The sequence below is a fragment of the Mycobacterium sp. DHQP2018-32-09 genome, assembly GCF_058148405.1.
This window is the reverse complement of record NZ_JBYVYK010000003.1, coordinates 78,772-104,304: the sequence shown is the minus strand read 5'-3', so window position 1 is coordinate 104,304 and position 25,533 is coordinate 78,772. Positions and strand designations below refer to the sequence as shown.

Here is a 25,533-nt window from a genome sequence, read left to right as displayed (position 1 = left end):
CCGCACGAAGGGGTAGTTCATGGCCAGGAGCAGGAACCGCGTATTCGTCGCCGGAGTGGGCATGACGAAGTTCGAGAAGCCCGGCCGCCGCGAGGGGTGGGACTACCCCCAGATGGCCAAGGAGTCGGGCACCAAGGCGCTCGAGGATGCCGGCATCTCCTACTCCGAGGTGGAGCAGGGCTTCGTCGGATACTGTTCGGGCGATTCGACGTCGGGTCAGCGGGCACTCTACGAGCTGGGCCTCACCGGCATCCCCATCGTCAACGTGAACAACAATTGTTCCACCGGTTCGACGGCGTTGTACCTTGCCGCGCAAGCCATTCGAGGCGGGCTCGCGGACTGCGTCATGGCACTGGGCTTCGAGAAGATGCAGCCGGGCTCGCTCGGCGGCGGGGCACAGGACCGGGAGTCGCCGTTGGGCAATCACGTCAAGGCGCTGGCGGCCATCGACGAGTTCGCATTCCCGGTGGCGCCGTGGATGTTCGGGGCCGCGGGCCGCGAGCACATGCGCACCTACGGCAGCACCGCCGAGCACTTCGCGAAGATCGGCTTCAAGAACCACAAGCATTCGGTGAACAACCCGTACGCCCAATTCCAGGAGGAGTATTCGCTCGAGGACGTGCTGGCCTCGAAGATGATCTCCGACCCGCTGACCAAGCTGCAGTGTTCGCCCACCTCGGACGGCTCGGGTGCCGCGATCGTGGTCAGCGAGGAGTTCGTCGGTCGGCACGGTCTCGCCGACCGGGCCGTCGAGATCGTCGGGCAGGCCATGACCACCGACTTCGAGTCGACGTTCGACGGCAGCGCCGCCAACGTCATCGGCTACGACATGAACGTCCAGGCCGCCAGGCAGGTGTACGAGCAGTCGGGCCTGGGCCCGCACGACTTCCAGGTGATCGAACTGCACGACTGCTTCTCGGCCAACGAGCTGCTGCTCTACGAGGCGCTGGGCCTGTGTGCGGCGGGTGAGGCCCCGCGCCTGGTCGACGACGGTGCGACGACGTACGGCGGCACGTGGGTGGTGAACCCGTCCGGCGGTCTGATCTCGAAGGGCCACCCGCTTGGTGCGACGGGGCTGGCACAGTGCGCGGAGCTGACGTGGCAGTTGCGCGGCACCGCCGAGGCCAGGCAGGTCGACGGGGTCACCGCCGCCCTCCAGCACAACATCGGCCTGGGCGGGGCGGCGGTGGTCACTGCGTATCAGCGCGCGCAGCGGTGACCTAGGGTTCGCCCGGTCCGCTGACGCGCGGCGTCTGACCCGGGTCACCTCCGGACGGGCTTGCGCCGCCGTCCAATTCGCGCTGCCGCGCCTCGAGCAGTTCGAGCACCGGCACCCTGGCCGCATGCGCGCACTCGTGGAGGAGCACCGTCTCCAGCTGTGCCGCGTCGAGGGTGCGGATGCGGTGCTGCAGATCACCCAGCGACATCTGGTCGTAGTCGGGCAAGGGAAGGTCGCCGGTGCTCACGGGGCCGCCGTCGGATCCACGTCGTCGACCGTGACGTCGGGCACCTCCTGCGCCAGGCGCGCGTCGAGGGTCTCCCCCTCGCTCTCCTCCCGGGCCGTCATGCCGTGCTTGGTCACGCCGGACCACTGCGTCGGCGGGTCCACCACCTCGTCGCCGTCGTGGTTGCGCAGTTCGTCGGAGTCGGTGGCCTCCATGGGGCTCAGCATGTCGTCGGCACCGCCCAGGTCGTTGGCGGTGGTGCCGTCGGCCACGGTGTCGTCGGCCACGGTCTCGTCGGCCACGGTGTCGTCGGCGTCGGTACTCATGGCTCCTGCGTAGCCATCCACGCGCAGGCTAAACGGCACGAGCGCAACCGTGGCGCACATCGCCCCCCACGAGCGATGATGCCGCGCATGCGTTCTGTCATCTCGAACACCAGACTGGCGACCGCGGTCGCGGCCGCGCTGCTCGCCGTCACGGCGTGCGCCCCCACCGACGAGGCCGCCGCACCCTCGTCGGTGGCCTCGGCGGCCGACTGCACGAAGGACTCCCTGAAGACCCTGCAGCCCGGCCGGTTCACGTTCGGTACCGACCAGCCGGTGTACTCGCCGTGGTTCGAGGACGACGATCCCGCCAACGGCAAGGGCTTCGAGTCGGCCCTGGCCTACGCGGTGGCCGACAAGCTGGGCTACGCCAAGGACGAGGTGTCCTGGGTGCGCGTGCCCTTCAACGCCGCGATTGCGCCGGGGCCCAAGACGTTCGACGCCAACCTCAACGAGTTCTCGATCACCCCCGACCGCACGCAGGCCGTCGACTTCTCGACGCCCTACTACGACGTGACCCAGGCCGTCGTCACGGTCAAGTCCTCGCCGGCGGCCAAGGTGACCGATCTCGCCGGCCTCAAGGGTCTGCGGATCGGTGCTCAGGTGGGCACCACCAGCTACACCGCGGCCAAGGCCGTGGACCCCGGCGTGCTGGTGTTCAACAACAACGACGACGCGAAGGCCGCGTTGACCAGCGGGCAGATCGACGCGCTGGTGGTGGACCTGCCCACCGCGTTCGCCGTGCAAGGTGAACTGCCGGACGGCACGATCGTCGGGCAGTTGCCGCCCGACGGCCAGCAGGCCGAACGGTTCGGCATCGTGCTGGACAAGGGCAGTTCGCTGACGCCGTGCGTGTCGAAGGTCGTCGACGGACTGGGCGCCGACGGCACCCTGAAGCGGCTTCAAGACCAGTGGCTGTCCGGTGAAGGCAAGGCACCGATGCTGTCGTGACGCCCGACGTCGTCGACCGGGTGGCGTATCGGCGGTCACGCGCCCGCCGCTCGACGCTGATGGCGCTGGCGTCGACCGTGGTGTTCGCGGCGGTGCTGCTGCTGGCCGTCACGTCGTCGCCGGGGTGGCCGCGGGTCCGCGAGTCGTTCTTCAACCTGCGCATCGGGTGGGAGAGCCTGCCCGCGCTGTTGGACGGTCTGTGGCTCAACGTCCGCGTCCTCGTGGTGTGCGAGGTGTTGATCCTGGTGTTGGGGCTGCTGCTGGCCGCCCTGCGCACGCTGCGCGGCCCGGTGTGGTTTCCGGTACGCGCGTTGGCCACCGGCTACGTGGACCTGTTCCGCGGGTTGCCGTTGCTGATCTGCCTGTACTTGGTGGGGTTCGGGTTGCCGGGGTTGCGGCTGGCGGGAATGCCCACCGATCCGGTGGTGCTCGGCGGGTTGGCGCTGGTGCTCATCTACTCGGCGTACGTGGCCGAGGTGCTGCGGGCGGGCATCGAGTCGATCCATCCGTCGCAGCTGGCGGCGGCCACCTCGTTGAGCCTGGGTTACCGCCGCACCATGCAGCTGGTGGTGCTGCCGCAGGCGACGCGGCGCGTCACGCCGGCGCTGCTCAACGACTTCGTGGCGTTGCAGAAGGACTGCGGGCTGATCTCGGTGCTGGGCGCCGTCGACGCCGTACGCGCGGCGCAGATCCAGGCCGCGACGACCTACAACTTCACGCCCTACGTGGTGGCGGGGCTGCTGTTCGTGGCGCTGGCGGTGCCGTCGGCGCGGCTGGCGGATTGGGCGGCGAAGCGGGTGGGCGTGCGGCAGGGGGCACTGTGACGGAGTCACGGCAGGAAGACACCGAGACGGAGTCACGGCAGGAAGACACCGTGACGGCGAAGCCGCACGAGGAAGACACCGAGACGGAGTCACGGCAGGAAGACACCGTGACGGAGTCACGGCAGGGGGCAGGCACGCAGCCGCTGCTCGCGGTGCGCGACGTCCGCAAGGCCTACGGCTCGCGGACGGTGCTCGACGGCATCGATCTGGACGTCGGCGAGCACGAGGTGGTGGCGCTCATCGGCGCGTCCGGTTCGGGGAAGTCGACGCTGCTGCGCTGCGTCGACCTGCTCGAGGACGTCGACGGCGGCCAGATCCTGCTCGACGGCCGCGACATCAGCGACCCGCGCATCGACGCCGACGCCGCGCGGCAGGCGATCGGCATGGTCTTCCAGTCGTTCAACCTGTTCCCGCACATGACGGCGTTGGCGAACGTGACGCTGGCGCCGCGGCGGGTCCACGGGAGATCCCGCGCGGACGCCGAGGAACGGGCCCGGGCGCTGTTGGACCGGGTGGGCCTGTCGGACAAGGCGGATGCCTATCCGGACACCCTGTCGGGCGGGCAGCAGCAGCGCGTGGCGATCGCCCGCGCCCTGGCCTACGACCCGCGATTGCTGTTGCTCGACGAGATCACCAGCGCCCTGGATCCCGAACTCGTCGGCGAGGTGCTGACGCTGGTCGCCGAGTTGGCCGAGGGCGGTGCCACGATCGTGATGGCCACCCACGAGATGGCCTTCGCCCGCGACGTCGCCGACCGGGTGTGCTTCCTCGCCGACGGGCGCATCCTCGAATCCGGGCCCGCGGCGCGGGTGCTCGGCGACCCCGAGCACGACCGCACCCGGCAGTTCCTGCGGCGTTTCATCCTGCCGTGAGCACCACCGCTGCCGGCCGGCGGCGGTGGTGGAGACGGTGAGAGACACCGCGAGGGACAGCACGAGAGACACCGCGAGGGACGCCACGAGGGACACTGTGAGGGACACTGGTGGAGAACACCGTGGCGATCACGCGAACGAGGGAGACGTCGATGCGTACCAGGTGGGCTCTGACGGCCGCGGCGGCCGGGTTGTGCGCCGTGGCGGCACCGGCGGGTGCGGCGCTAGCCGATGACGGCGAGTCGGCGTCGGAGGTGATCTCACGGCTGCAGTCGCAGGGATACACCGTCACCCTCGACAAGATCGGCACCGGTCCCATCGACCAGTGCGTCGTCACCAGCGTGCGCAACCCGCAGACCACGTCGCAGCTGGTGCCCTACGTGGGTCCGACGCTCGGTGACGGCCGCGTGCTGGTGCCCGCGATCACCAGCCAGACCATCTCGGTGTCGCTGAACTGCTCGCGCTGAGTGCGCGAGGCGAAGGGCCCGGTCGGAAGAATCCGGCCGGGCCCTTCGCTTTCCACGCCCCTACTACGCCGGTGCAGGGACCTTCGCCTGCACCGGTTCTTCGGTGCGCGAGCCGTGGTCGTCGTCGACCATCGTCAGCTCGTTGAACGGGTCGTCGCCGCGGAGCACGCTGTCCACGCGGTCCTTGTCGACGGTGTGGGTCCAGGAACCCACCAGCAGGGTGGCCACGGCGTTGCCCGAGAAGTTGGTCAGCGCACGGGCTTCCGACATGAACCGGTCGATGCCGACGATCAGGCCGACGCCGTCGAGCAGGTCGGGGCGGTGCGCCTGCAGGCCGCCTGCCAGCGTGGCCAACCCGGCGCCCGTGACGCCCGCGGCACCCTTGGACGCGACGATCATGAAGACCAGCAGGCCGATCTGCTCGGTGACCGACAGCGGATCGCCCAGCGCGCCGGCGATGAACAGCGAGGCCATGGTGAGGTAGATCGCGGTGCCGTCGAGGTTGAAGGAGTACCCGGTGGGCACCACCACGCCGACGGTGGACCGGTCGACGCCCAGGTGCTCCATCTTCGCGATCAGCCGCGGCAGCGCGGATTCCGACGACGAGGTGGAGACGATGAGCAGGTACTCGCGGGCGAGGTAGCGCACCAGTTTGAAGATCGAGACGCCCGCGACCATCCGCAGCAGCACGCCGAGGACGCCGAACACGAACACGATGCAGGTGATGTAGAAGCCGAGCATCAGGCCCAGCAGCTGAGTGACGGCCGTCCAGCCGGTCTGGCCGACGACGTTGGCGATGGCGCCGAAGGCGCCGATGGGGGCCAGCCACAGGATCATCGACAGCACCTTGAAGACGACCTTCTGCAGCGTCCCGATGGCGCGCAGGGCGGATTCGCCTGCGGCGCCCATCGCCTGCAGCGCGAACCCGACCAGCAGGGCCACGAACAGCGCCTGCAGCACGCTGCCGGCCGTCAGTGCCGAGAACAGGGTCTCGGGGATGATGCCTCGCACGAAGTCCATGAGGCCGCCCGCCTCGTGGGCGGTCTCGGCGTATTCGGCGCCCTTGGAGGCCGCGGTCTCGGTGAGGTGCAGGCCGGTGCCGGGGTGCAGCAGGTTGCCGACCACCAGGCCGATGCCGAGCGCGAACGTCGACATGAGCAGGAAGTACACGAAGGCCAGGCCGCCGACCTTGCCGACGGTGGCGGCCTTGCGGACCGATCCGATGCCCAACACGATGGTGCAGAAGATGACCGGCGCGATCATCATCTTGATGAGGTCGACGAACATGGTGCCGAGTACGCCGACGCTCTTGCCCACACCGGGTGCCAGCAGCCCCACCGCGACGCCGGCGACGACCGCCACGATCACGGCGATGTACAGCCAGTGCGTGCGGTCCTTCTTCTTCGGTTCCTCGGGCGGGGCTGCCGCGTCTACCTCGGTGGCCATCTACGTTCTCCTTCGAACTCGGGCAGCGGAAAATCGGTCTGAAAGGATGGTGTTCCCCCGCGTGACCCACGTCACGCTTTAGTTCATTTTGTTCGGCGGCGGACGCCGCGGTGGAGGTGGCATGCGCACTCCGGCGTTGTGGCCACGGTCGCTGGCGGGACAGGCCATCGCGTTGCAGATCGCCGTCATCATGGTGATGGTGCTGGTGGGAAGCGTGCTGGCGCTCGTCGACGCCCGGCATGACGGCGACTCGGCGGCGCGCCAGCAGGTGGTCAGCATCGCCACGGCGCTGGCCGATGCGCCGTCGACCGCGGCGGCCATCTCCTCGGGTCGCGCCACCGAGGTCCTGCAACCGGTGACCGAGGCCGTCCGCACCAACACCGACATCGCGTTCATCACGATCATGGCGCCCGACGGCACCCGGTTCACCCACACCGATCCCGGCCAGATCGGCGGTAAGTACCTGGGGACCAGGCAGGAGGCGCTGCGCGGGGAGACCTTCACCGAGGTGTACACCGGCACGCTCGGTCCGTCGATTCGCGCGATCGTTCCCGTGAAGTCCGCCGATGGCCGGGTGGTGGGTCTGGTGGCCGCGGGCATCACGCAGCAGACGCTGGCGCAGCGGTGGCGCGAGCAGGTGCCGGCCATCGTGGGGGTCAGCCTGGGCGCGCTCGCGGTGTCGCTGGTGGGCGTGTGGGCGATCCGGCGCAGGTTGTTGCGGCAGACGCACGGTCTGCGTCCCGACGAGCTGCGGGTGATGTACGAGCATCACGACGCGATCCTGCATTCGGTCTCGGAGGGCCTGCTGGTGCTCGACGGTCGACGGGTGGTGCTGGCCAATGACGAGGCCCGCCGACTGCTCGGATTGCCCTCGGGCAGAATCGCTCTCGACGACCTGCCGCACTTCCTGCGCACGTCGGAGCCGGGGGTGCGCGATCAGGTGCACGTCACCGAGGACCGCGTGCTGGTGGTGAACCGATCGCAGGTCACCGGTTCCCCGAGTGGACAGGGCTCGGAGGTGGTCACCATCCGCGATCGCACCGAATTGCAGGGCGCGCTGGGTGAGCTGAGTTCCCTTCAGGTGCTGACGGATTCGTTGCGCGCCCAGGCCCACGAGGCCGCCAACAAGCTGCACACCGTGATCACCATGGTGGAGATGGGCAGACCGGAGGACGCGGTGTCGTTCGCGACCGAGGAATTGGCGGTGTCGCAGCGCTTGGTCGACCGGTTGTCGGCCGACGTCGGCGAGCCCGCGTTGGTGGCGCTGCTGCTGGGCAAGACCGCGCAGGCCGACGAACGCGGCATCGCGATGACGATCACCGAGGACACCCGGCTGCCCGCGGCCGCGGACGATCTGCCGTTGTCGCCGCAGGAACTGGTCACCGTGCTCGGCAATCTGGTCGACAACGCGATGGATGCGTGCGATCGGGACGACCCGTGGGTGGAGGTGACGGTGACCCTCGAGGCGTCCGATCTGGTGGTCCGGGTGGCCGACAGCGGCCCCGGCATGGACGCCGAGACGTTCACCCGGGCCATGCAGCGGGGGTATTCGACGAAGTCGGGCAGCGACGCCGAGCACCACGGTCTGGGCCTGGCGTTGGTCGCACAGGTGGTGAAGCGGCACGGGGGTACCCTGACCGCCGACGTCACCTATGGTTCGGTGGTCACCGTGACCATCCCGGGAGGAGGTCGGTGAGTTCCGCCATCCGCGTGCTGATCGTCGAGGACGAACCGCTGATCGCCGAGGCGCACCACACGTATCTGGCGCGCCTGGAAGGCTTTACGACGGTCGCCGTGGTGCACACCGCGCGTGACGCCATGCAGGCCGCGGCCGAGGCCACCGCAGGCTCGGAGCCCGTCGACCTGGTGCTGCTGGACATCGGGCTCCCCGACGCCAGCGGCATCAGCCTGGCGTCGGCGCTGGCGGGGCTGCGGCCGGCGCCCGACATCATCGCCATCACGTCCGAGCGGGATCTGGAGATGGTGCGGGCGGCCGTCGCCCACGGTGCGCTGGCGTACCTGTTGAAGCCGTTCACGTTCGCGGCCTTCCGCGAACGGCTGGAGCGCTATCGGCGCTATCGGTCGGCGCTGCCCGCGGGCGTCGACGCCGCGAGCCAGGCGGAGGTGGACCGGGCGCTGGCAGAGTTGCGCACCGTGGCCGACCGTGGGGCCGCCCCCAAGGGCGCCTCGCAGCAGACCAACGACGAGATCGCCAGGGCGGTGCGTGATCACGCGGACGGCCTCACGGCTGACGCGGTGGCCAAGCAGGTGGGCGTGTCACGCGTGACGGCGTGGCGCTACCTGGAGCGGCTGGCCGACGACGGCACGGTCGTCCGTCTCACCGACTACGGCAAAGGCCGCCCCAAGACCCGGTATCAGTGGGCGTGAGGCGGCCTTGCGCGGCGGTCGGACGTGTCAGGCGGGAGCCAGCTCGCGCACCTGGGGGGCGGCGATCGGGTTGGCCGCCATCATCGGCGCGTACAGCATGGGCGTCGGTGCGGCGACCGCGAACGCGGTGACGCCACCCTCGTAGTCGGCCACGTAGAGCCGCTTCAGCCCCACCGCGATGCACGACGGACGCGCACCCACGGTGATGGAGTCGACGACGTCGAGCGTCTCGGTGTCGATCACGGCGACCCGGTCGTAGTCGACGACGTACGCCCGGCTGCCGTCGGCGGACATGGCGAGCTGGATCGGTGCCGTGGCCACGGCCGCGCTGGCCGTGATGCGCCCGGCGACCAGGTCGACGACGTGGAACATGCCGCGGTCGCGCAGGTCCGAGGTGAGCACGTAGGCACGGCTGTCGAGACCGATCTCGATTCCGCGGATGGGTCCGCCGATCTCGACCGAGCGCCGCACCCGCGAGTTCTCCAGGTCCACGATGATGAGGCGGCTGCCCCGCGCGTCGGAGGTTCCGACGTAGAGGCGGCGGCCCGAGGCGTCGACCTTCATGGCGTCGATGACGACGTCGTCGCCCTTGGCCAGGTAGATGGTGCCCACGCGCTCGGCCACCACGTCCACCACGGCGACGTCGACGCCGCCGTCGGCGGCCCGGCCGGCGAAGATGCGCTTGCCGTCGGGGCTGGTGGTCATGGCGGTGACGCTGTAGCTCAGCGGGTAGGAGGCGGTGACGGCTCCCGTGCGGGTGTCGAACACCGCGACCGCGTCGTAGCTCACCGACGCGACGCCGACGTAGGCCTTGTCCCCCGCCACCGCGAGCGCGAACGGCTCGCGGGCGGTGATGCCGCCCTTCACCTCGAGGTCGCGGGCGTCCAGTACCGCGACCGAGTGGTCGGCGTAGTTGGTGACGACCAGGGTGTCCCCATCCACGGCCATGTCGGCGATCGGACCGTGTCCCACGGTCGCCTCGGCCTGCAGCGTCGCCGTCGCGGTGTCCGCAGGGGTGCTGCCGGTCACGCTCGCGGCGCGCTCGATCCCATTAGCCATCCCATTAGCCATTGTCTTCTGACACCTCCGCCGGCATGTCCTACGCCGGCCTCGATTCGAGTGGTCTCCGCCCGTACCGGGCGAGGTCTGGGTCGAGTGTAGCGACGGAATCCGACGTTCCCAGGGGCCGCGAGACACGTGCCAAGGTCACCGCGTCGATACTCTCAGGCGATATTTAGGAAACTCATCGTTATGCACTCGTTATCTTCGCTGGGCAACCCACTTTGCGTTTTGCACCAGCAGCTTTCGCTTCGTGGCAACGCCTCCGGCGAGGGTGTCGAAGACCACGCCCGGCACCGGCTCTTAGGTTTCGCGAACAAAGTGAGAAGTAAATCACATGCGGACACGACAGCAAATCTTCGGCCCTCGGCGACGCGACGGACGGGTGGGGCGCCAGGGACGGACGATGCCCACATTGACGCCCGTTGCCCCTGTTCCTCCGCGCAGCCGTCATCGTGCATTCACGGCGTGTTCACCGTCCGCGGGGCGTTCGCGGCGGGCTGGCTAACTCGGTGACCGCGAGTCAGCCGGGCTCGACCACGTTGTCGAAACCGGACTCGGAGACGTCCGGGGTTCCCGACCGATAGGTCACGCGGTTCTCGATGCCCGACACCGAGATGGTGCCCGACGATTCGACGATCACCACGTTGCCCTGTCCGGACACCGCGAGCGACGCGCAGTGCCCCAGCACGGTGTACGTGTTGTCGATCCCACTGATGCTCAGCGTGCTGTCGTTGCAGGCGATGGTCTGCCGTTCGTCGATGCCGCCCGCGCTGATGTCGGTACCCGGCGGCGGGAGCGGGACGTCCGGACCGGGCAACGACGACCCGGGTGGCATCGTCTTGGCGCCATCGAGCGACGGCCGATCCTGCGGCGTGTCGGCGAGCGTCGCCCCGCCACCGGCGACGCCGGGCCCGGTCGTGCCACCGTCGGACGAGGTGCGCGAGAACAGGAAGAACGACACCACGCCCGCGATCGCGAAGGCCAGGACGGCGATCACGATCGGCACGACGAACCCGGCGCCGCGACCGCCCGACGGCGGCGTCGCGAGCGGGGGCGGTATCGCAAGCGGGTAGGTGGGCGGGTACTGGGGCTCGTACGTCGGCGGGTACGTCGGCGGGTACGAAGGGTACCCGGGCGGTGGGGTTGGAGGTGGCGGATGCCAGCCCTCCCCCGACGCGGGCACGTACCCGTAGCTAGGTGCCTCGCCCTGCCCCAGCTCGGAGGCCTGAGCGGCGTCGCTCAACGGCTTCTCGAGAGCCCTGATCCGCGCCTCGGGATCATCGTCGCGATCCATCCGCTGATCGTCGCACACACAGGTGTTTCGCAGCAGGCTCTCGGCGTGCCGACGTTCCCCATGGCTAGAGCACCTTGGACAGGAAGTCCTGCAGTCGGGGGTGCTTGGGGTTGTCGAACAGCTCCGCGGGGCTGGCGTCCTCCACGATGTTGCCGTCGCACATGAAGATCACCCGTGACGCCACTTCCCTGGCGAAGCCCATCTCGTGCGTCACGACGACCATGGTCATGCCGCCCTCGGCGAGGTCGCGCAGCACCTGCAGGACGTCGCCCACCATCTCCGGATCGAGTGCGCTGGTGGCCTCGTCGAACAGCATGATGGACGGATTCATCGCGAGCGCCCGCGCAATCGCGACGCGCTGTTTCTGCCCGCCGGACAGTGTGGCCGGCTTGACGTGGGCCTTCTCGGCGAGACCCACCTGGGCCAGCAGTTCCATCGCCTTCTTCTCCGCCGCGGCCTTGTCCATCTTCTTGGTCAGTAGCGGCGCGAGCGTGACGTTGTCGATCACCGTCATGTGCGGGAACAGGTTGAAGTGCTGGAACACCATGCCGATGTGCTGGCGCACCTCGTCCAGGTCGATCTTGGGGTCGGTGAGGTCGAAGTCGTCGACGACGACCTTGCCCGCGGTGATGTCCTCGAGCTTGTTCAGACAGCGCAGGAAGGTCGACTTGCCCGAGCCCGACGGCCCGATGACGCACACCACCTCACCGTGTTTGACCGTGGTGTCGATGCCGTCGAGCACGACGAGGTCGCCGAACGACTTCTTGAGGCCCTCGATGCGGATCTTGACCTTGTCCTTGGACTCGGATGCCGCTGCCTCGGTGATCAATTGGTTCATGTCACTGTGCTCCTACTTGACGAGCCGGCGTTCGAGTCGGTCGGAGAGTTTGGTCAACGCCATGATGACCACGAAGTAGATGATGCCGATGATGAGCCACATCGTGAAGGACTGGTAGTTGCGCGCGATGATCAACCGGCCGGTCTGGGTCAGCTCGGCGATGCCGATGACCGACAGGATCGACGTGTCCTTGAGCGTGATGACGAATTGGTTGACGTAGGACGGGATCATCGTGCGAACGGCCTGCGGCAGGATGACCTTGCGCATGGTCGGCAGGTAGCCGATGCCGAGGCTGCGGGCCGCCTCCATCTGCCCCTTGTCCACGGATTGGATGCCGCCGCGCACGATCTCGGTCATGTAGGCGCCGGCGTTCAGCGACAGCGTGATGATGCCGGCCGTCAGCGCCGACATCTGGAAGCCCAGCGCCGACGGGATGCCGAAGTAGATGAAGAACGCCTGCACCAGAAGCGGTGTGCCGCGGAAGATGTCGACGTAGGTGGTGCCGATGGCACGCAGCCAGATGGCCCGCGACACGCGGAACAGACCGAAGATCACGCCGAGCACGAGCGCTATCGCGATCGACACGACCGTCAGGATGACGGTCATCTTCAGGCCTTCCAACAAGACGGGGAAGGTGCTCTTGAGCAAGCCGAAGAACGAGTTGTCGGCCTCGGTCGTCCCCTCGCCGAGGTAGGTGTTGACGATCTCGTCGTACTTGCCCGACGCCTTGAGGTTGTTTAGCCCGGCGTTGAACTTCTGCAGCAGCTCGGCGTTCTGGCCCTTGTTCACCGCGAACCCGTAGCTGGAGCCCTTCTCCTTGGGCGTCACCGTCTTGAAGCCGCTGCCCTGCTGGATGTTGTAGAGCAGCACCGGGTAGTCCTCGAACGCGGCCACCGAGTTGCCGGTCTTGACCTCTTCGAACATCGAGGCCGAGTCGGGGAACGACACGATGTCGAAGCCGTACCGGTCCTTGATCGACTCGGCGAACGTGGCGCCCTCCGTGCCGTCCTTGACCGCGACGCGCTTGCCGCGCAGGTCCTCGTAGGACTTCACGTCGTCGTTGCTCGCCAGCACGGCCATCTGCACGCCGGACTCGAAATACGGCTCGGAGAAGTCGAATACCTTCTTGCGCGCATCGGTGATCGACATGCCCGCGATCACGCCCGCGGCCTGGTTGGCCTGCACCGCCTGCAGCGCGGCGTCGAAGCCCAGCGGCTTGATGTCGACGGTGAACTTCTGGTCCTCGGCGATCGCCCGGATCAGGTCCATGTCGATGCCGACGAAGTTGCCCTTCGCATCTTGGAACTCGAACGGCGCGAACGTCGTATCGGTCGCGATGACGTAGTTCTCGCCGTCCGCGCGGGCCTGCGGCGCGGTGAGCATCGCGCCGCCCAGAGTCCCGACCATCACGGCGATGGCCGCGATCACGAACCCTCGCAAGGATGCTCGTCTCGCGGTTGCCATCGCGGCGTGCCGTGTGCGACCGCTTCGCATGTGCGTCTCCCCTCTCGGTGGTGCGGGATCTCACGCTAGACCGGTGGTCGAGCCCGCCGCGTCGTTTCGACCCACGACGGCCACGTCGTGGCCTGCCGGCGATCTCCACGCAGTCTCCACGAAGCCTTCATGTACGACCGCCCCGCCTGCGACAACATCGTCGGCAGTCCCCACGGCGGACCGACCGCCGAGCAAAGGAGTCACCCATGAAGCACGTCGTCGCAGCGGTCACCCTCGTCGTCACCGCCGCGTTGCTCGCACCGACCGCAGCCGCGGCCGGTTCGGCGGAACTGACCATAGCGCAGTTGGAGGCGCAGGGCTTCGACGTCAAGACCAGCCGGATCGGCAGCGCACCACTGTCCCAGTGCGAGGTTCGGTCGGTGGGCACGGCGCGCGAGCAGCGCCGGCTGCAGCGCTTCGGCGACCACCTCGTCGAGGTGGTGGAGCGCCGCACCATCGCGGTCAACCTCGATTGCACGCGCTGACCGGTTTGAACGGCGGCGCGGGGGGTCGGGCAGTAGGGTCCATCCGAGCACCCCCGAGCCCGAGGAGCACGCGTCGCATGGCAACCGCGCCGACCCCCTTGACCATCATGTTCTGGCCGGAGTCGGCGTACGGGCCGACGAACCAGTGCATCGGATTGGCTGCCATCCTGCGGGACCGCGGGCATCGCATCGTGTTCGCCGCCGAGAGTTCGTGGGCGGGCAAGCTCGCGCCGTTCGGGTTCGTCGAGGAACTCGTCGACCTGGCCGAACCCGCCGCCGACGCGGGCGACGACGATGCGGGCAAGTTCTGGACCGACTTCATCGCCGAGACGGCCCCGGAGTTCCGCAAGCCGACCGTCGAGCAGCTCGAATCGTTCATCAAGCCCACCTACCAGGCGCTGATCGACGGGGCGAAGTACTGCGAGCCGCGGTTGCGCGAGATCATCGAGACCCATCGACCCGACGTCCTCGTCGAGGACAACGTGGTGCTGTTCCCCGCGCTGGTGACGTCGGGCAGGCCGTTCGTGCGCATCGTGTCCTGCAGTCCGCTGGAGGTCAGCGGACCCGGTGTGCCACCACCGTTCTCCGGGCTGCCGAGCGCCGACGACGGCCAGTGGCAGGCCTACCGCGCGGAGTTCGAGCGCACCCACCGCGAGCTGTGGGCGGACTTCGACGCCTGGGTGCGCGCCCAGGGCGCCCCCGGGCTGCCCGATCTGGAGTTCATGCCGCGCGACGCCGCGGCCAACCTCTACGTCTACCCCGCCGAGGCCGATTACCTGCAGGCGAGGCCGCTGGACGACACGTGGACGCGGATGGACTCCAGCGTGCGCGAGACCGACGAGGAGTACGTGCTGCCCGCCGCGGTCGCCGACCGTCCGGCCGACAGCGCACTGATCTACCTGTCGCTGGGGTCACTCGGCGGGGCCGACGTCGACCTGATGCAACGGCTCGTCGACGTACTCGCGACCACCAGGCACCGATTCATCGTCAGCAAGGGCCCGCAAGCCGATCGAATCACGTTGGCTCCCAACATGGTCGGCGAGCAGATGGTGCCACAGACCAAGGTCATCCCCCAGGTCGACCTGGTGATCTCGCACGGCGGCAACAACACCGTCACCGAGACACTGCACTTCGGCAAGCCGCTCATCGTGTTGCCGCTGTTCTGGGATCAGTACGAGAATGCCCAGCGCATCGACGAACTGGGGTTCGGCGTGCGGCTGGACACCTACGGTTTCGCCGACCACGAGCTGACCGACGCGGTCGAGCGGCTGCTCGGGGACATCGCGCTACGGAGGCGGCTAGACGACGTCGGGACGGCCATCCGGGCGCGCGACGGCTTGCGGACCGGCGCCGACGTCATCGAGGAGGTCGGTGTCCGCCACCGCGAGCGCTGAGACCCTCGACGTCCTCGACCTCGCCGAGGGCATGCGGCTGGCCATCGTGGCGACTGCCACCGGCCTCGCCGCGCTCCCGCAGGTGCACGCGGGTGGCGGGTGGCGCCGTGCGGTGGCGGGCGACGGTGTCGCCGAGGCGTTGCTGGCCGTGCTCGCCGGCGTGGACGGCGAGGGTGCCGTCGGCGCCTTCACCTTGCGCACGTGGACGGGTGATGCCGTGTGCGGGGAACGGGCCATCGGCGTGGATCAGACCAACGAGTCCGTCATCGTCGGTGACGCCGCGGTGGTCAAGTGGGCCACGCACCTTCAGGAGGGGCCACATCCGGCGCCGCCGCGCATTGCGGCCCTGCGTGCGGCCGGGTTCACCGGGATGCCCGCGCCATGGGGTCTGGTCGTCTGGCATCCGCCGCACGCGGAGCCGACGCTGGCGGCTGCGGTCGACGAGTACGTCGCCGGTGCCGTCGACGGCTGGACGTGGGCCGTCGAGTCGATCACCGCGGCGGCGAGCAGCGGCGACCGCACGGGGCTCGTCACGGCCACCGGCCACGTCGGCCGATTGGTCGCCGACATGCACGCGGGGCTCGCGGGTACGGCGGTGCCGGCGTCGGCGGACGATGCCCGGCGGTGGCGAGCCGACGCGTTCGACGTCCTCGACACGGTCTGCGGGCTCGCGGATTCGGTGAGCGTCGCGCTGGTCAAGGATCGGCGCGCCGACGTCGCCGACGTCCTCGACGTCCTGGGGACCCTGCCCGCAGCCCCCGTCCTGGACGGGCACGGTGACCTGCACGTGGGTCAGGTGCTGCGGGCCGGGTCGCGGTTCGTGGTCACCGACTTCGACGGCAATCCGGTGCTGCCCGCCTCGCGGCGAGCCCTGCCGATACCCGCTGCCCTGGACGTCGCGGGCATGGCCCAGTCACTCGCCCACGTCGCGATCGTGGCGCGCACGTACGCCGACCTGGAACCGGGGGCGCTGGCCGCGGCGGACGCGGCGGGGCGTGAGGCGTTCCTGGGCGCCTACGTCGCGCGGCTGGGCGAGCGAGGGTACGGCGGCCTGTACGACCCCGGCCAGCTGCACGCGCTGCGCCTGCAGCAGGTGCTGCGCGAGATCGTCTACGCTGCACGACATCTGCCGCGGTGGATGTACGTGCCGGATGCTGCGCTACCAGCGTTGCTCGACGAAGGGATTCGCTCGTGATCGCCGACGGCTTCGCCGCCGACCTGGTTCGCAAGCCGGAGGTGTTGCGCGCCACCGCCGAGCGGCTGCGTGCGCAGGATCCGTGGGCGGGCGTGGTGCCCGCAGGGATCGAGCGGGTGGTGTTCCTGGGCATGGGTTCGTCGGCGTATGCCGCCGGGGTGGCGGCGGCGCGGTTGCGGTCGCGCGGCGTGGTGGCGGTGTCGGAGTTGGCGTCCAGCAGGCTCATCCCGGATTGGGGACCGGGCACGCTGGTGGTGGCGACGTCGGCGAGCGGCGGATCGGTGGAGACGCTGGATGCGTTGACCCGCCTGCCCGAGGGGGTGCGAACGGTCGCACTGACCAACACCGCCGATTCGGCGATCACACAGCACTGCGATGCCGTGGTGTCCCTGGATGCGCAACCCGAGGTGGGCGGGGTCGCGTGCCGGAGTTACCAGCACACGTTGATCTCCCTGATGGCGCTGGAGGCGCATCTGGTGGGAGACGACCGGGCGCGGCTCGCGGACGTGGTGACCGCCGCCGCCGACGCCTCCGAGCACCTGTTGGCCACCGAATCGGACTGGTTGCCAACGGTTTCCGAGATGCTGCTGGGTCCGGCGGGCACGCATCTGGCGGCGCCCGCGCATCGGTTCTGTTCGGCGCAGCAGGGCGCGCTGATGCTGCGGGAGGGGCCGCGGCGGGCGGCCGTGGGCTGCGAGACTGGCGATTGGAGCCACGTCGACGTCTACCTGACGAAGACCACGGACTACCGAATGCTGGTGTTCGCGGGGTCGCCGTGGGAGGAGCAGGCGGCGGAGTGGACGACGGCGCGGGGGACGACGGTCGTCGGCGTGGGCGGGGTGGTGCCGGGGGCGGGCCACCACGTGCGGTTCCCCGGCGACGACCGCGACGACGTGCGGTTGCTCGTGGAGGTGTTGGTGCCCGAACTCGTCGCCGCGCGGGCGTGGCAGGCGGGCTGAGGATTTCGTCCCGCCGGGCCGGGCGGGGCAACCGCCCGACAGTCACATCGCGCGGGGGCTGCGGATGACGGCCCGAAGATGTCAGAGGTCGAATGTATGTTCGAAGCGTGCGGGCGGGGAGCGTGGGCGGGGCGGTGTCAGAGGCGGTGGCAGCGTTGCGCGCCGCCGTCGACGCGTTGGCCGCCTGTGACCTCGAATCACTCGACGCCGCCGAACGGGTGGAACTCCTGGCCGAGCTGGAAACCCACCGCTGCCGCATCCCCGCGCTCGAACATCGCCTGATCAACGCTCTGGACGCCGACACCCCGCCAGCGCGGTTGGGGGCCAAGAGTCTCGCCGATGCACTGCAGACCCGGCTGAACCTGCACCCCAGGGAAGCCAAACGCCGCGTCGCCATCGCCGCCGACCTCGGGCCCCGACGTTCCCTGACCGGACAGCCGATGCCACCCACGTTGCCCGCCACCGAGATCGCGGTGGCGCACGGGGTGATCAAACGCCGACCACGTGACCGTGATCCGCGACGCCGTCGCCAAGATCCCCGGCCACGTCGACCCGATGCAGCGGTCGGAGTTGGAGGTCGCCTGGGCGCGGGCCGCGATGTCGATGGCGCCGCACCAGCTGGCCGCCGACCTCGCGCGTGCGCTGTACCTCCTCGATCAGGACGGGCCGGAACCCACCGACGACGATGGGATGCGTCGCCGCGGCGTGACCGTCGGCAAGCAGGCCGCCGATGGCACCGTGGCGGTAAACGTGGTGATGACCGCCGCGGCCTGGGCCGCCCTGGAAGTCCTGTTGGCGAAGTTCGCCGCCCCCGGCATGTGCAACCCCGCCGACGACGACCCGTGCACCTCCGGCACACCGTCACAAGCGCAGATCGACGCCGACGACCGCACCCTGGCCCAGCGGCGTCACGACGCGTTGGCGTTCCTCCACCGCACGGCCCTGGCCAAGGGCGAACTGGGCCACCTCAACGGCGTCCCCACCGCCATCCTGATCCACACCACCCTCGCCGATCTGGAATCCCGCGCCGGAGTCGGCGTCACCGGCAGCGGCACCGTGCTCACCCGCCGCGACATCCTGCAGCTCGCCGCCCAATCCACCACCACCGGATTCCTGACCCTGTTCGACGACGCCACCGGCAAGGTCCTCGACCTCTTCCAAACCCGCCGCACCGCCACCGTCGTGCAACGCCTCGCCCTGATCACCCGCGACGCCGGCTGCACCAAACCCGGCTGCACCGTGCCCGCCTACGGCTGCCAAGTCCACCACGCGAAGAAGGACTTCGCCCACGGCGGCAACACCAACGTCAACGACAACGCCCTCGCCTGCGGCGCGGACAACCGCCTCGTCGGCACGACCGGCGGCTGGACCACCCGCATGAACGAACGCCACGACGTCGAATGGCTACCCCGCAACTCTTGGACCGTGGCCAGACGAGGGTGAACACCTACCATCAACCGGAACGCCTGCACCCACCACCGCACGTTGGGGAAAGCGCCTGCGCGACAGGTGAATCGAGGGAAGGGACGTGGGCCGGTCACGCCGACGCGGGCACCGCCGGGCCGGCGCCAGACCACACCGGGACGATCATCGACGACCCCTGGGCACCGGAACACCACCCGCCGCGAGCAGCACCGCCGTGACGGCCTGCCGGCAATGGATGCTGACGGCGCCCAGCCGAACACCACCGACGGCCGACCCCGCATCAGCCGGCAACCCGGCCGGCGTCACTCCACCAGCCCCGCCGACTGCGCCGTGGCCACGCCGCGCTCCCACTCGACCGAGGCCATGGCGATGGCGGCGAACGCCGCCGCGAACCCCACGGCGGTGCCCACGTCGTGCACCCAGTGCGCCTCGGTACCCACCATGGTGACCACCGCCAGCAGGGTGACGGCAAACGTGACGGCCAACGCATATCGGACCAGCGCCGGCCGATGCGACGGATCCATCCACGTGTTCATGCTTTCGACTGTGCCGCGATCGACTGAGGACAATCGAAGCGGGCCTTGAGGAAACGCTATGGATGTTCGTCCCCCACCGCGTCAAGCCCGCGGCGGGTCCTGCAACTCCGGTGTCATGCGCTCCCGCAGGCTGTCGTAGATCGGCGGCGACCCCGTCAGCTCGGCGACCACGACAGCCGCGGCCGTCGCGGCCAGCATCGGCACCACCACCGACGTCGTCGCCGTCATCTCCAGCACCACCACGACACCGGTGACCGGCGCCCGCACCGTCGCTCCGAAGAACGCGGCCATGCCCACCAACGCCATCGGCACCGCGAGCGCCGCCAGATCGCCTGGCCAGACGAGGTCCACCACGCCCACGAACAGCAGCCCCCACAGCGCGCCCACCGCCAGCAGCGGTGCGAAGAGGCCGCCCGGCACCGTCGCCGAGTAGGACAGCGGGCCTGCGACCAAGCGCACCAGCAGGTAGCCGACCACCACCGGCACCACGAACTGGTGACCACTGAGGATTAACTGCGTCAACGTGTCGCCCCCACCCACCCCGAGGGGGTAGACGATCATCACGACTCCGATCACCGCGCCGATCAGCGTGGCCTTGGTGATCGGCGACAGCCGCCGGAACCCGGTCACGTGATCCAGGAACCACAGCGTCAGCCGGTTGTACGCACCGCCGAGGAAGCCGGTCAGCAAGCCGAACACGGCGAACACCGGCAGCCAGCCCAGGTCCGGCGCGGCGATGTCGGCGACGGCGAAGTCCGGGGAGTTGCCCAGCAGCACCCGCATGCACGCCACCGACGTGCATGCGGCCAGCAGCGTCGCCAGGACCGCCTGCAGCCGAAAAGACTTGGTGACCTCCTCCAGCGCAAAGAGCGTGCCCGCGACCGGCGCGTTGAACGCCACCGCCAGGCCCGCACCCCCGACCGCCGTCTGCATCATCCGCACGCCGGAATCGTCGAGCCGCGCCTGCCGCGCGGCCTCGGCGCCGATCGCGGCGCCCATGTGCACGGTGGGCCCCTCCCGGCCCAGCACCAACCCGGAGCCGATCGAGAACAGGCCGCCGATGAACTTGGCGGGCAACAGGATCAGCAGCGGCGGGCTGGCGTCACCGCGGAACACCGCCTCGACGTGTTGAATGCCGCTGCCGGCCGCCAACGGCACCCACCTGACGATGAGTGCCGCGATGGCCGCCCCCAGTGCCGCAGCCACCACGGGTACCAGCCATCCCGGACCGGGCAGCGTGTGCGACCACGTCACCAAGTCCAGTCGCAGGTGGTCCGCCTTCTCCAGGCACCAGCGGAACGCGCCGCCGATGAAGCCGATGGCCACACCCGCGGCGATCGCCGTCGCGCAGACCTTTGCGGCGTGCCCCACCGACGAGAAGTCGGCACTGTCGGCGACGGGTTCGGTCACGGGACCACGATCCGATTTCGGGCAGACACGGAGGCCAAGTCTGGCAGACCGGGCCGACTCAGTCGTCGGTGAGCTGCTGGCCCGTCGCCTGGAACACCACGCGGCGCCCGATCTCGACCGCATGGTCGGCGAATCGCTCGTAGAACCGGCCGAGCAAGGTGACGTCGACGGCCGCGGCGACGCCGTGTTCCCAACTGCGGTCCAGCAGCAGCGTGAACAGGTGGCGGTGCATGCGGTCCATGGCGTCGTCGTCCTCGCGGATGCGGGCGGCGCGTTCGGGGTCGGCCGAGCGCACGACGGCCTGCGCGGCCTGCGCCAGGTCGACGGCGATGCGGCCCATCTCGGCGAAGTCGGCCTGCGTCTGTTCGGGAACGACGGCCGCGGGGTGGCGCAGTCGGACCAGCTTGGCGACGTGCAGCGCCAAGCCGCCCATGCGCTCGGCGTCGGCGACGCTCTGCATGACGGAGATGACGGTGCGCAGCTCGCCTGCGACGGGCGCCTGCAGGGCGAGCAGCGAGAACGCCGCTTCCTCGGCTTCGGTCTGCATCCGGGTGAGCCGGTCGTGCTCGGTGATCACCTGTTCGGCCTCGGCGAGGTCGGTGTCGAGCAGTGCCTTCGTCGCCCGTTCCATCGCATCGCCCGCGACTCCGCACATCGTGGCCAAGGCGCCGCTGAGGGCGTCCAGCTTGTCGTGGTAGTCGGTGCGCATCGATCAACGATAGGCCGTCCGCGTCAAGCCACGTGACACCAGGTGAACCGCAGGTTAACGGACCGCAGACCGCGACTGACGGCCACCTGGGAATGCCCTGTGTCCCCGTTCACCGCTCGCTGAGTGCGGCCTAGGGTGGGAGCGGGGTTGCCGGGGATGGGTGGCCCACGACACGGGAGGGTGCTGCAGTGTCGGTTTCCGACGCGTTGCGGAAGGTCCTCGACTTTCTGCGTGCCGGCTATCCGGAGGGCGTTCCGGAAGCCGATCGGGAGCCGCTGCTCGCCTTGCTGCGCCGCCGCCTCAGCGAGGACGAGGTGGTGACGCTGGCCGAGGAGCTGGCCGCCACCGGCGAGTTGCCGGTCGACGTCACCGACATCCGCGTACGGATCACCCAGGTGACCGACGAGTTGCCCTCCCCGACCGACACCGAGCGTGTCAAGGAACGGCTGCTCGCCGGCGGTTGGCCCGTGAGCGACCCCTTCGACCGTCCCAGCTGAGCGCGGGCCGCTACTCGGTGGCCGCGCCCGGCGGCACCGCCGCTCCCGTCCCCGGCGGCACTGCCGTGGCTACCTGCCTGGGCTGCGGCCACGGAGCCGGCTTCGGGCGCTTGCGCACCTGCAGCGGCCACCAGAACCAGCGCCCGAGGAGCGCGGCCAGCGACGGCGTCATCAGCGACCGCACGACCAGGGTGTCGAACAGCAGACCCAGACCGATGGTGGTGCCCACCTGGCCGATGATGATGAGGTTGCTGACCGCCATGCCGATCATGGTGAACGCGAACACCAGGCCCGCCGAGGTGACCACCGAGCCGGTGCCCGCCATCGAGCGGATGATGCCGGTGTTCAAGCCCGCGTGGTACTCCTCCTTCATCCGGGACACCAGCAGCAGGTTGTAGTCCGCGCCGACGGCCAGCAGCACGATCACCGACATCGGCAGCACCATCCAGTGCAGCGGGATGCCGATCAGGTGCTGCCACACCAGCACCGACAGACCGAACGAGGTACCGAGGCTGAGCACCACCGTGCCGACGATGACGGCGGCGGCCGCGATGGCGCGCGTCAACAACACCATGATCAGGAAGATCAGGATGAGCGATGCCACGGCCGCGATCAGGAGGTCGTAGTCGGCACCGAGCTGCATGTCCTTGTACGTCGCGGCACTGCCACCGACGTACACCGTGGAACCCTCCAGGGGCGTGCCCTTGATGGCGTCGACGGCAGCGGTCCGCAGGGGGTCGATGTGCGACGTGCCCTCCTCGCTGAGCGGGTCACCCTGGTGGAACACCGTGAAGCGCACCGCATGTCCGTCGGGCGAGAGGAACAGCTTGATGCCGCGCTTGAAGTCCGCGGTCTGGAAGGCCTCCGGCGGCAGGTAGAAGTTGTCGTCGTTGAGCGACTGGTCGAACGCCTGGCCCATCGCGGTCGCGTTGTTCTGCTGGGCCATGTTCTGATCCTGCTGAGCCTTCTGCGCCTGATACTGGTTCAGCAGCATCTGCTTCTGGTTCTTCATCGTCTGGATCATGGCCGGCATCAATGCGGCCAACTGCGGTGTCAGCGTGGCCAATTCCTCGATGTCGGGCACCAGGTCCTGGAAGTCGTCCGACAGGGTGTTGATGCCGTCGAGCGTGTCGAACAGCGACCGGATGGACCAGCACACCGGGATGTCGAAGCAGTGCGGCTCCCAGTAGAAGTACGCCCGCAGCGGCCGGAAGAAGTCGTCGAAATCGGCGAGGTGATTGCGGATCTCGTTGGTGTCACCCGAGGTGGTCTTGAACTTGTCGGCCATCCGCCGGGTGACGTCGGCCATCTGCAAGGTGATGCTCTGCATCTTCTCCATCGAGTCGATGGTCGTCTGCAGGTCGTCGGCTTGCTTGAGCGTGTTGTCGAGCACCGTCTGCTGATAGTCGTTGTTCAGCAGCGAGCCCGTGCCGCTCTGGCTCATGGTGTAGGCCAGCGACGCGTGCTCGATGGGCTTGCCGTCGGGACGGGTGATGGTCTGCACCTGGGCGATGCCGTTGACGCGCACCATGGCCTTGGCGATCTTGTCGATCACCAGGAAGTCCGCGGGGTTGCGCAGGTCGTGGTCGGCCTGCACCATCACCAGTTCGGGGTTCATCTTGGCCTCGGAGAAGTGCCGGTTGGCCGCCGCCTGCCCGACGTTGGCCGGGATGTCCTTGGGCAGGTATATGCGGTCGTTGTAGCTGGTGTGATAGCCCGGCAGGGTCAGCAGGCCCACCAGGCACAGCACGATCGCCATGACGAGCACCGCACCCGGCCAGCGCACCGTCGCCGCGCCGACGCGCCGCCAACCACGGGCGCGCTGCATGCGCTTGGGCTCCAACACCTTGCCGAAGCGCGTCAGGATGGAGATCAGGGCCGGACCCAGCGTCAGCGAGATCGCCACCACCATCGCCATGCCGATCGACAGCGGGATGCCCATGGTTTGGAAGTACGGCAACCGGGTGAAGTGCAGGCAGAAGGTGGCACCGGCGATGGTCAGACCGGATGCGAGCACGACGTGGGCCGTGCCGTGAAACATGTCGTAGTAGGCGGTTTCGCGGTCATAGCCCTTGCGCCGCGCCTCCTGATATCGGCCTATCAGGAAGATGGCGTAATCGGTGGCGGCGGCGATGGCCAGCGTCACCACCATGTTGGTGGCGAACGTGGTGAGGCCGAACACGTTGTGATAGCCCAGGAACGCGATGGTGCCCGTCGACCCCATGAGGGAGAGCACCACCATGAACAACGTGATGACGGTGGTGATGATGGAGCGGTAGACCAGCAGCAGCATGATGGTGATGACGCCGAAGGTCAGCGCCTCGATCGTCTCCATGCTGGCGTCGCCGACCGCGTTTTGGTCGGTGGTGGTCGCCGCCGGACCGGTGACGTAGGCCTTGACGCCGGGCGGCGCGGCCACCTTGCCGATGATGTCGCGGACGGCCTCCACCGACTCGTTGGCCAGCGCCTCGCCCTGATCACCCGCCACGTACACCTGGACGTAGGCGGCCTTGCCGTCGATGCTCTGGGCACCCGCTGCGGTCAGCGTGTCGCCCCAGTAGTCCTGCACGTGCTGAACGTGTTTCGGGTCGGCGCGCAGCTGGCGCACCAACTCGTCGTAGTAGGTGTGGGCGTCGGCACCCAGCGGCTCGTCGCCCTCCAGCACGATCATCACGTTGCTGCTGGTGTCGTATTCCTGGAACACCTCGCCGACCTTCTTGGTGGCGATGAGCGACGGTGCGTCGTTGGGGCTCATGGAGACCGCGCGCAGCTTGCCCACCTCGGCGAGCTGGGGGACGCTGACGTTGAGGATGGCGATGATGGCGATCCAGACGAGCACCACCGGGACGGCGAAGGTGCGCAGGAACCTCGCGATCACCGGGCGCTTCACGTGCCGCGCCGGCGGCATCGCGTCGGTCGGGGCGTCGTCGACGAACGTGCTCATGCGGCCTTCACCAAGCAGTAGGTTGCGGCGTTCACGCCCTGGGCCGTCCTTTCGTCCTTGACCTCGTCATCGACGAGGACGCGGCAGCCGATCGATTGACCGTCGCCCTGCACCAACAGGTTGGGTTGCACCGACGGATCGGTGGTCTCGAGTCGCAGTGACCACGGCAGCGCCACCTCGCCGGTGCGCTGCGGCAGCCCGTCGAGGTCGGTGTAGTTGATGACGGCGCTGGAACCGGATCCGAAGACCTCGTACACCACGACCTTCGGGTTGAACTTCTCGGCGGTGTCCGCCCCGACCGGGGTCACCACGGCGCCGTCGGCGCCGAACACCGAGCGCAGGTGCGACACCGTGACCGCGCCGATCGCCACCGCGACGACGATCAGAACGGGCAACCACACTCGCTTGATCGCGGTGACCATGACCGCAGCTCCTTCCAAAAGCCCTCGCGGACAGGCGTAGAGACGTCTGCGGGCGCGCTCGGACGGCACGCGAGGTCGCGCCGTCCGATGGGGTGCAGCCGCGCGCCGGAGAGCGGCCAACGAAGTACGTAGGCAACCTAAGCGCAAAAGCGG

At 69.0% G+C, this 25,533-nt stretch carries 25 protein-coding genes and 1 pseudogene; 14 read left to right on the top strand and 12 right to left on the bottom strand.

Annotated elements, in window-relative coordinates:
- Nucleotides 1–19 precede the first annotated feature (19 nt).
- Nucleotides 20–1,219, top strand: coding sequence for a lipid-transfer protein (locus tag AC30CM_RS02990; RefSeq protein WP_490115330.1), 1,200 nt, complete (start codon nucleotides 20–22; stop codon nucleotides 1,217–1,219).
- A 1-nt stretch (nucleotide 1,220) separates the two neighbouring features.
- On the opposite strand, the gene AC30CM_RS02985 is transcribed toward AC30CM_RS02990, so the two are convergent.
- Together AC30CM_RS02985 and AC30CM_RS02980 are read right to left on the bottom strand one after the other, a co-directional pair.
- Nucleotides 1,221–1,466 carry a DUF8129 domain-containing protein gene (locus AC30CM_RS02985; protein WP_490115329.1) on the bottom strand — a complete coding sequence of 82 codons (246 nt, stop codon included), beginning with the start codon at nucleotides 1,464–1,466 and terminating at the stop codon, nucleotides 1,221–1,223.
- Complete coding sequence (locus AC30CM_RS02980; protein ID WP_490115328.1) at nucleotides 1,463–1,771, bottom strand: hypothetical protein; 309 nt, start codon at nucleotides 1,769–1,771, stop codon at nucleotides 1,463–1,465. Before AC30CM_RS02980 ends, AC30CM_RS02985 begins: the two co-directional genes overlap by 4 nt.
- 87 nt (nucleotides 1,772–1,858) lie before the next feature.
- On the opposite strand from AC30CM_RS02980, the gene AC30CM_RS02975 reads away from it, so the two are divergent.
- The 4 genes from AC30CM_RS02975 to AC30CM_RS02960 all read left to right on the top strand — a co-directional run bounded on the left by AC30CM_RS02975 (nucleotide 1,859) and on the right by AC30CM_RS02960 (nucleotide 4,882).
- On the top strand, nucleotides 1,859–2,719 hold the full coding sequence (locus tag AC30CM_RS02975; RefSeq protein WP_490115327.1) for an ABC transporter substrate-binding protein: 861 nt from the start codon (nucleotides 1,859–1,861) through the stop codon (nucleotides 2,717–2,719).
- Nucleotides 2,716–3,543 (top strand): amino acid ABC transporter permease, encoded by an 828-nt coding sequence (locus AC30CM_RS02970; protein ID WP_490115326.1) that lies wholly within the window; start codon nucleotides 2,716–2,718, stop codon nucleotides 3,541–3,543. The genes AC30CM_RS02975 and AC30CM_RS02970 overlap by 4 nt, the downstream gene beginning before the upstream one ends.
- Before the next feature lie 107 nt (nucleotides 3,544–3,650).
- Nucleotides 3,651–4,415, top strand: coding sequence for an amino acid ABC transporter ATP-binding protein (locus tag AC30CM_RS02965; RefSeq protein WP_490115383.1), 765 nt, complete (start codon nucleotides 3,651–3,653; stop codon nucleotides 4,413–4,415).
- Between the two features lie 152 nt (nucleotides 4,416–4,567).
- Nucleotides 4,568–4,882 (top strand): hypothetical protein, encoded by a 315-nt coding sequence (locus AC30CM_RS02960; RefSeq protein WP_490115325.1) that lies wholly within the window; start codon nucleotides 4,568–4,570, stop codon nucleotides 4,880–4,882.
- Between the two features lie 63 nt (nucleotides 4,883–4,945).
- On the opposite strand, the gene AC30CM_RS02955 is transcribed toward AC30CM_RS02960, so the two are convergent.
- Nucleotides 4,946–6,328 (bottom strand): cation:dicarboxylate symporter family transporter, encoded by a 1,383-nt coding sequence (locus AC30CM_RS02955; RefSeq protein WP_490115324.1) that lies wholly within the window; start codon nucleotides 6,326–6,328, stop codon nucleotides 4,946–4,948.
- Between the two features lie 121 nt (nucleotides 6,329–6,449).
- On the opposite strand from AC30CM_RS02955, the gene AC30CM_RS02950 reads away from it, so the two are divergent.
- Together AC30CM_RS02950 and AC30CM_RS02945 are read left to right on the top strand one after the other, a co-directional pair.
- Nucleotides 6,450–8,024 (top strand): sensor histidine kinase, encoded by a 1,575-nt coding sequence (locus AC30CM_RS02950; protein ID WP_490115323.1) that lies wholly within the window; start codon nucleotides 6,450–6,452, stop codon nucleotides 8,022–8,024.
- Nucleotides 8,021–8,716: a response regulator gene (locus AC30CM_RS02945; RefSeq protein WP_490115322.1), complete on the top strand. Its 696-nt coding sequence runs from the start codon at nucleotides 8,021–8,023 to the stop codon at nucleotides 8,714–8,716. Before AC30CM_RS02950 ends, AC30CM_RS02945 begins: the two co-directional genes overlap by 4 nt.
- Nucleotides 8,717–8,743: 27 nt before the next feature.
- On the opposite strand, the gene AC30CM_RS02940 is transcribed toward AC30CM_RS02945, so the two are convergent.
- The 4 genes from AC30CM_RS02940 to AC30CM_RS02925 form a co-directional block, all read right to left on the bottom strand.
- A complete protein-coding gene (locus tag AC30CM_RS02940) occupies nucleotides 8,744–9,775 on the bottom strand; it encodes a YncE family protein (protein ID WP_490115321.1) in 1,032 nt (343 codons plus the stop codon).
- A 523-nt stretch (nucleotides 9,776–10,298) separates the two neighbouring features.
- Nucleotides 10,299–11,072: a DUF3060 domain-containing protein gene (locus AC30CM_RS02935; protein WP_490115320.1), complete on the bottom strand. Its 774-nt coding sequence runs from the start codon at nucleotides 11,070–11,072 to the stop codon at nucleotides 10,299–10,301.
- A 64-nt stretch (nucleotides 11,073–11,136) separates the two neighbouring features.
- A complete protein-coding gene (locus tag AC30CM_RS02930; protein WP_490115319.1) occupies nucleotides 11,137–11,910 on the bottom strand; it encodes an amino acid ABC transporter ATP-binding protein in 774 nt (257 codons plus the stop codon).
- A 12-nt stretch (nucleotides 11,911–11,922) separates the two neighbouring features.
- The gene (locus AC30CM_RS02925) at nucleotides 11,923–13,317 is read right to left on the bottom strand and encodes an amino acid ABC transporter substrate-binding protein/permease (protein WP_490115382.1); all 1,395 of its coding nucleotides are present in this window, start codon (nucleotides 13,315–13,317) and stop codon (nucleotides 11,923–11,925) included.
- A gap of 293 nt (nucleotides 13,318–13,610) precedes the next feature.
- Here AC30CM_RS02925 and AC30CM_RS02920 point away from each other — a divergent pair, with 293 nt between their 5' ends.
- The 6 genes and pseudogenes from AC30CM_RS02920 (at nucleotide 13,611) to AC30CM_RS02895 (ending at nucleotide 18,880) form a co-directional block, all read left to right on the top strand.
- Nucleotides 13,611–13,889, top strand: coding sequence for a hypothetical protein (locus AC30CM_RS02920; protein ID WP_490115318.1), 279 nt, complete (start codon nucleotides 13,611–13,613; stop codon nucleotides 13,887–13,889).
- Between the two features lie 77 nt (nucleotides 13,890–13,966).
- A complete protein-coding gene (locus AC30CM_RS02915; protein ID WP_490115317.1) occupies nucleotides 13,967–15,283 on the top strand; it encodes a glycosyltransferase in 1,317 nt (438 codons plus the stop codon).
- Nucleotides 15,261–16,478, top strand: a complete 1,218-nt coding sequence (locus AC30CM_RS02910; protein ID WP_490115316.1) for a glucosamine kinase — start codon at nucleotides 15,261–15,263, stop codon at nucleotides 16,476–16,478. Before AC30CM_RS02915 ends, AC30CM_RS02910 begins: the two co-directional genes overlap by 23 nt.
- A complete protein-coding gene (locus AC30CM_RS02905) occupies nucleotides 16,475–17,437 on the top strand; it encodes an SIS domain-containing protein (RefSeq protein ID WP_490115315.1) in 963 nt (320 codons plus the stop codon). The genes AC30CM_RS02910 and AC30CM_RS02905 overlap by 4 nt, the downstream gene beginning before the upstream one ends.
- Nucleotides 17,438–17,529: 92 nt before the next feature.
- A pseudogene (locus tag AC30CM_RS02900) lies at nucleotides 17,530–17,874 on the top strand (DUF222 domain-containing protein); the annotation flags it as partial.
- Nucleotides 17,875–17,941: 67 nt separating this feature from the next.
- On the top strand, nucleotides 17,942–18,880 hold the full coding sequence (locus AC30CM_RS02895) for an HNH endonuclease signature motif containing protein (RefSeq protein ID WP_490115314.1): 939 nt from the start codon (nucleotides 17,942–17,944) through the stop codon (nucleotides 18,878–18,880).
- A 284-nt stretch (nucleotides 18,881–19,164) separates the two neighbouring features.
- Here the strand turns inward: AC30CM_RS02895 and AC30CM_RS02890 are convergent, their stop codons facing one another.
- The 3 genes from AC30CM_RS02890 to phoU form a co-directional block, all read right to left on the bottom strand.
- Entirely contained in the window at nucleotides 19,165–19,398 is a 234-nt protein-coding gene (locus AC30CM_RS02890; protein WP_490115313.1) for a hypothetical protein, read from the bottom strand.
- Between the two features lie 81 nt (nucleotides 19,399–19,479).
- Nucleotides 19,480–20,808 (bottom strand): ClC family H(+)/Cl(-) exchange transporter, encoded by a 1,329-nt coding sequence (locus tag AC30CM_RS02885; RefSeq protein ID WP_490115312.1) that lies wholly within the window; start codon nucleotides 20,806–20,808, stop codon nucleotides 19,480–19,482.
- 58 nt (nucleotides 20,809–20,866) lie between these two features.
- Entirely contained in the window at nucleotides 20,867–21,517 is a 651-nt protein-coding gene (phoU, locus tag AC30CM_RS02880; RefSeq protein WP_490115311.1) for a phosphate signaling complex protein PhoU, read from the bottom strand.
- Between the two features lie 188 nt (nucleotides 21,518–21,705).
- Between phoU and AC30CM_RS02875 the strand changes: the two genes are divergently transcribed.
- On the top strand, nucleotides 21,706–22,014 hold the full coding sequence (locus AC30CM_RS02875) for a DUF3349 domain-containing protein (RefSeq protein ID WP_490115310.1): 309 nt from the start codon (nucleotides 21,706–21,708) through the stop codon (nucleotides 22,012–22,014).
- 10 nt (nucleotides 22,015–22,024) lie between these two features.
- Here AC30CM_RS02875 and AC30CM_RS02870 read toward each other — a convergent pair whose 3' ends face one another.
- Together AC30CM_RS02870 and AC30CM_RS02865 are read right to left on the bottom strand one after the other, a co-directional pair.
- The gene (locus AC30CM_RS02870) at nucleotides 22,025–24,958 is read right to left on the bottom strand and encodes an MMPL/RND family transporter (protein ID WP_490115309.1); all 2,934 of its coding nucleotides are present in this window, start codon (nucleotides 24,956–24,958) and stop codon (nucleotides 22,025–22,027) included.
- Nucleotides 24,955–25,380 carry an MmpS family transport accessory protein gene (locus AC30CM_RS02865; protein WP_490115308.1) on the bottom strand — a complete coding sequence of 142 codons (426 nt, stop codon included), beginning with the start codon at nucleotides 25,378–25,380 and terminating at the stop codon, nucleotides 24,955–24,957. Before AC30CM_RS02865 ends, AC30CM_RS02870 begins: the two co-directional genes overlap by 4 nt.
- Nucleotides 25,381–25,533 lie beyond the last annotated feature (153 nt).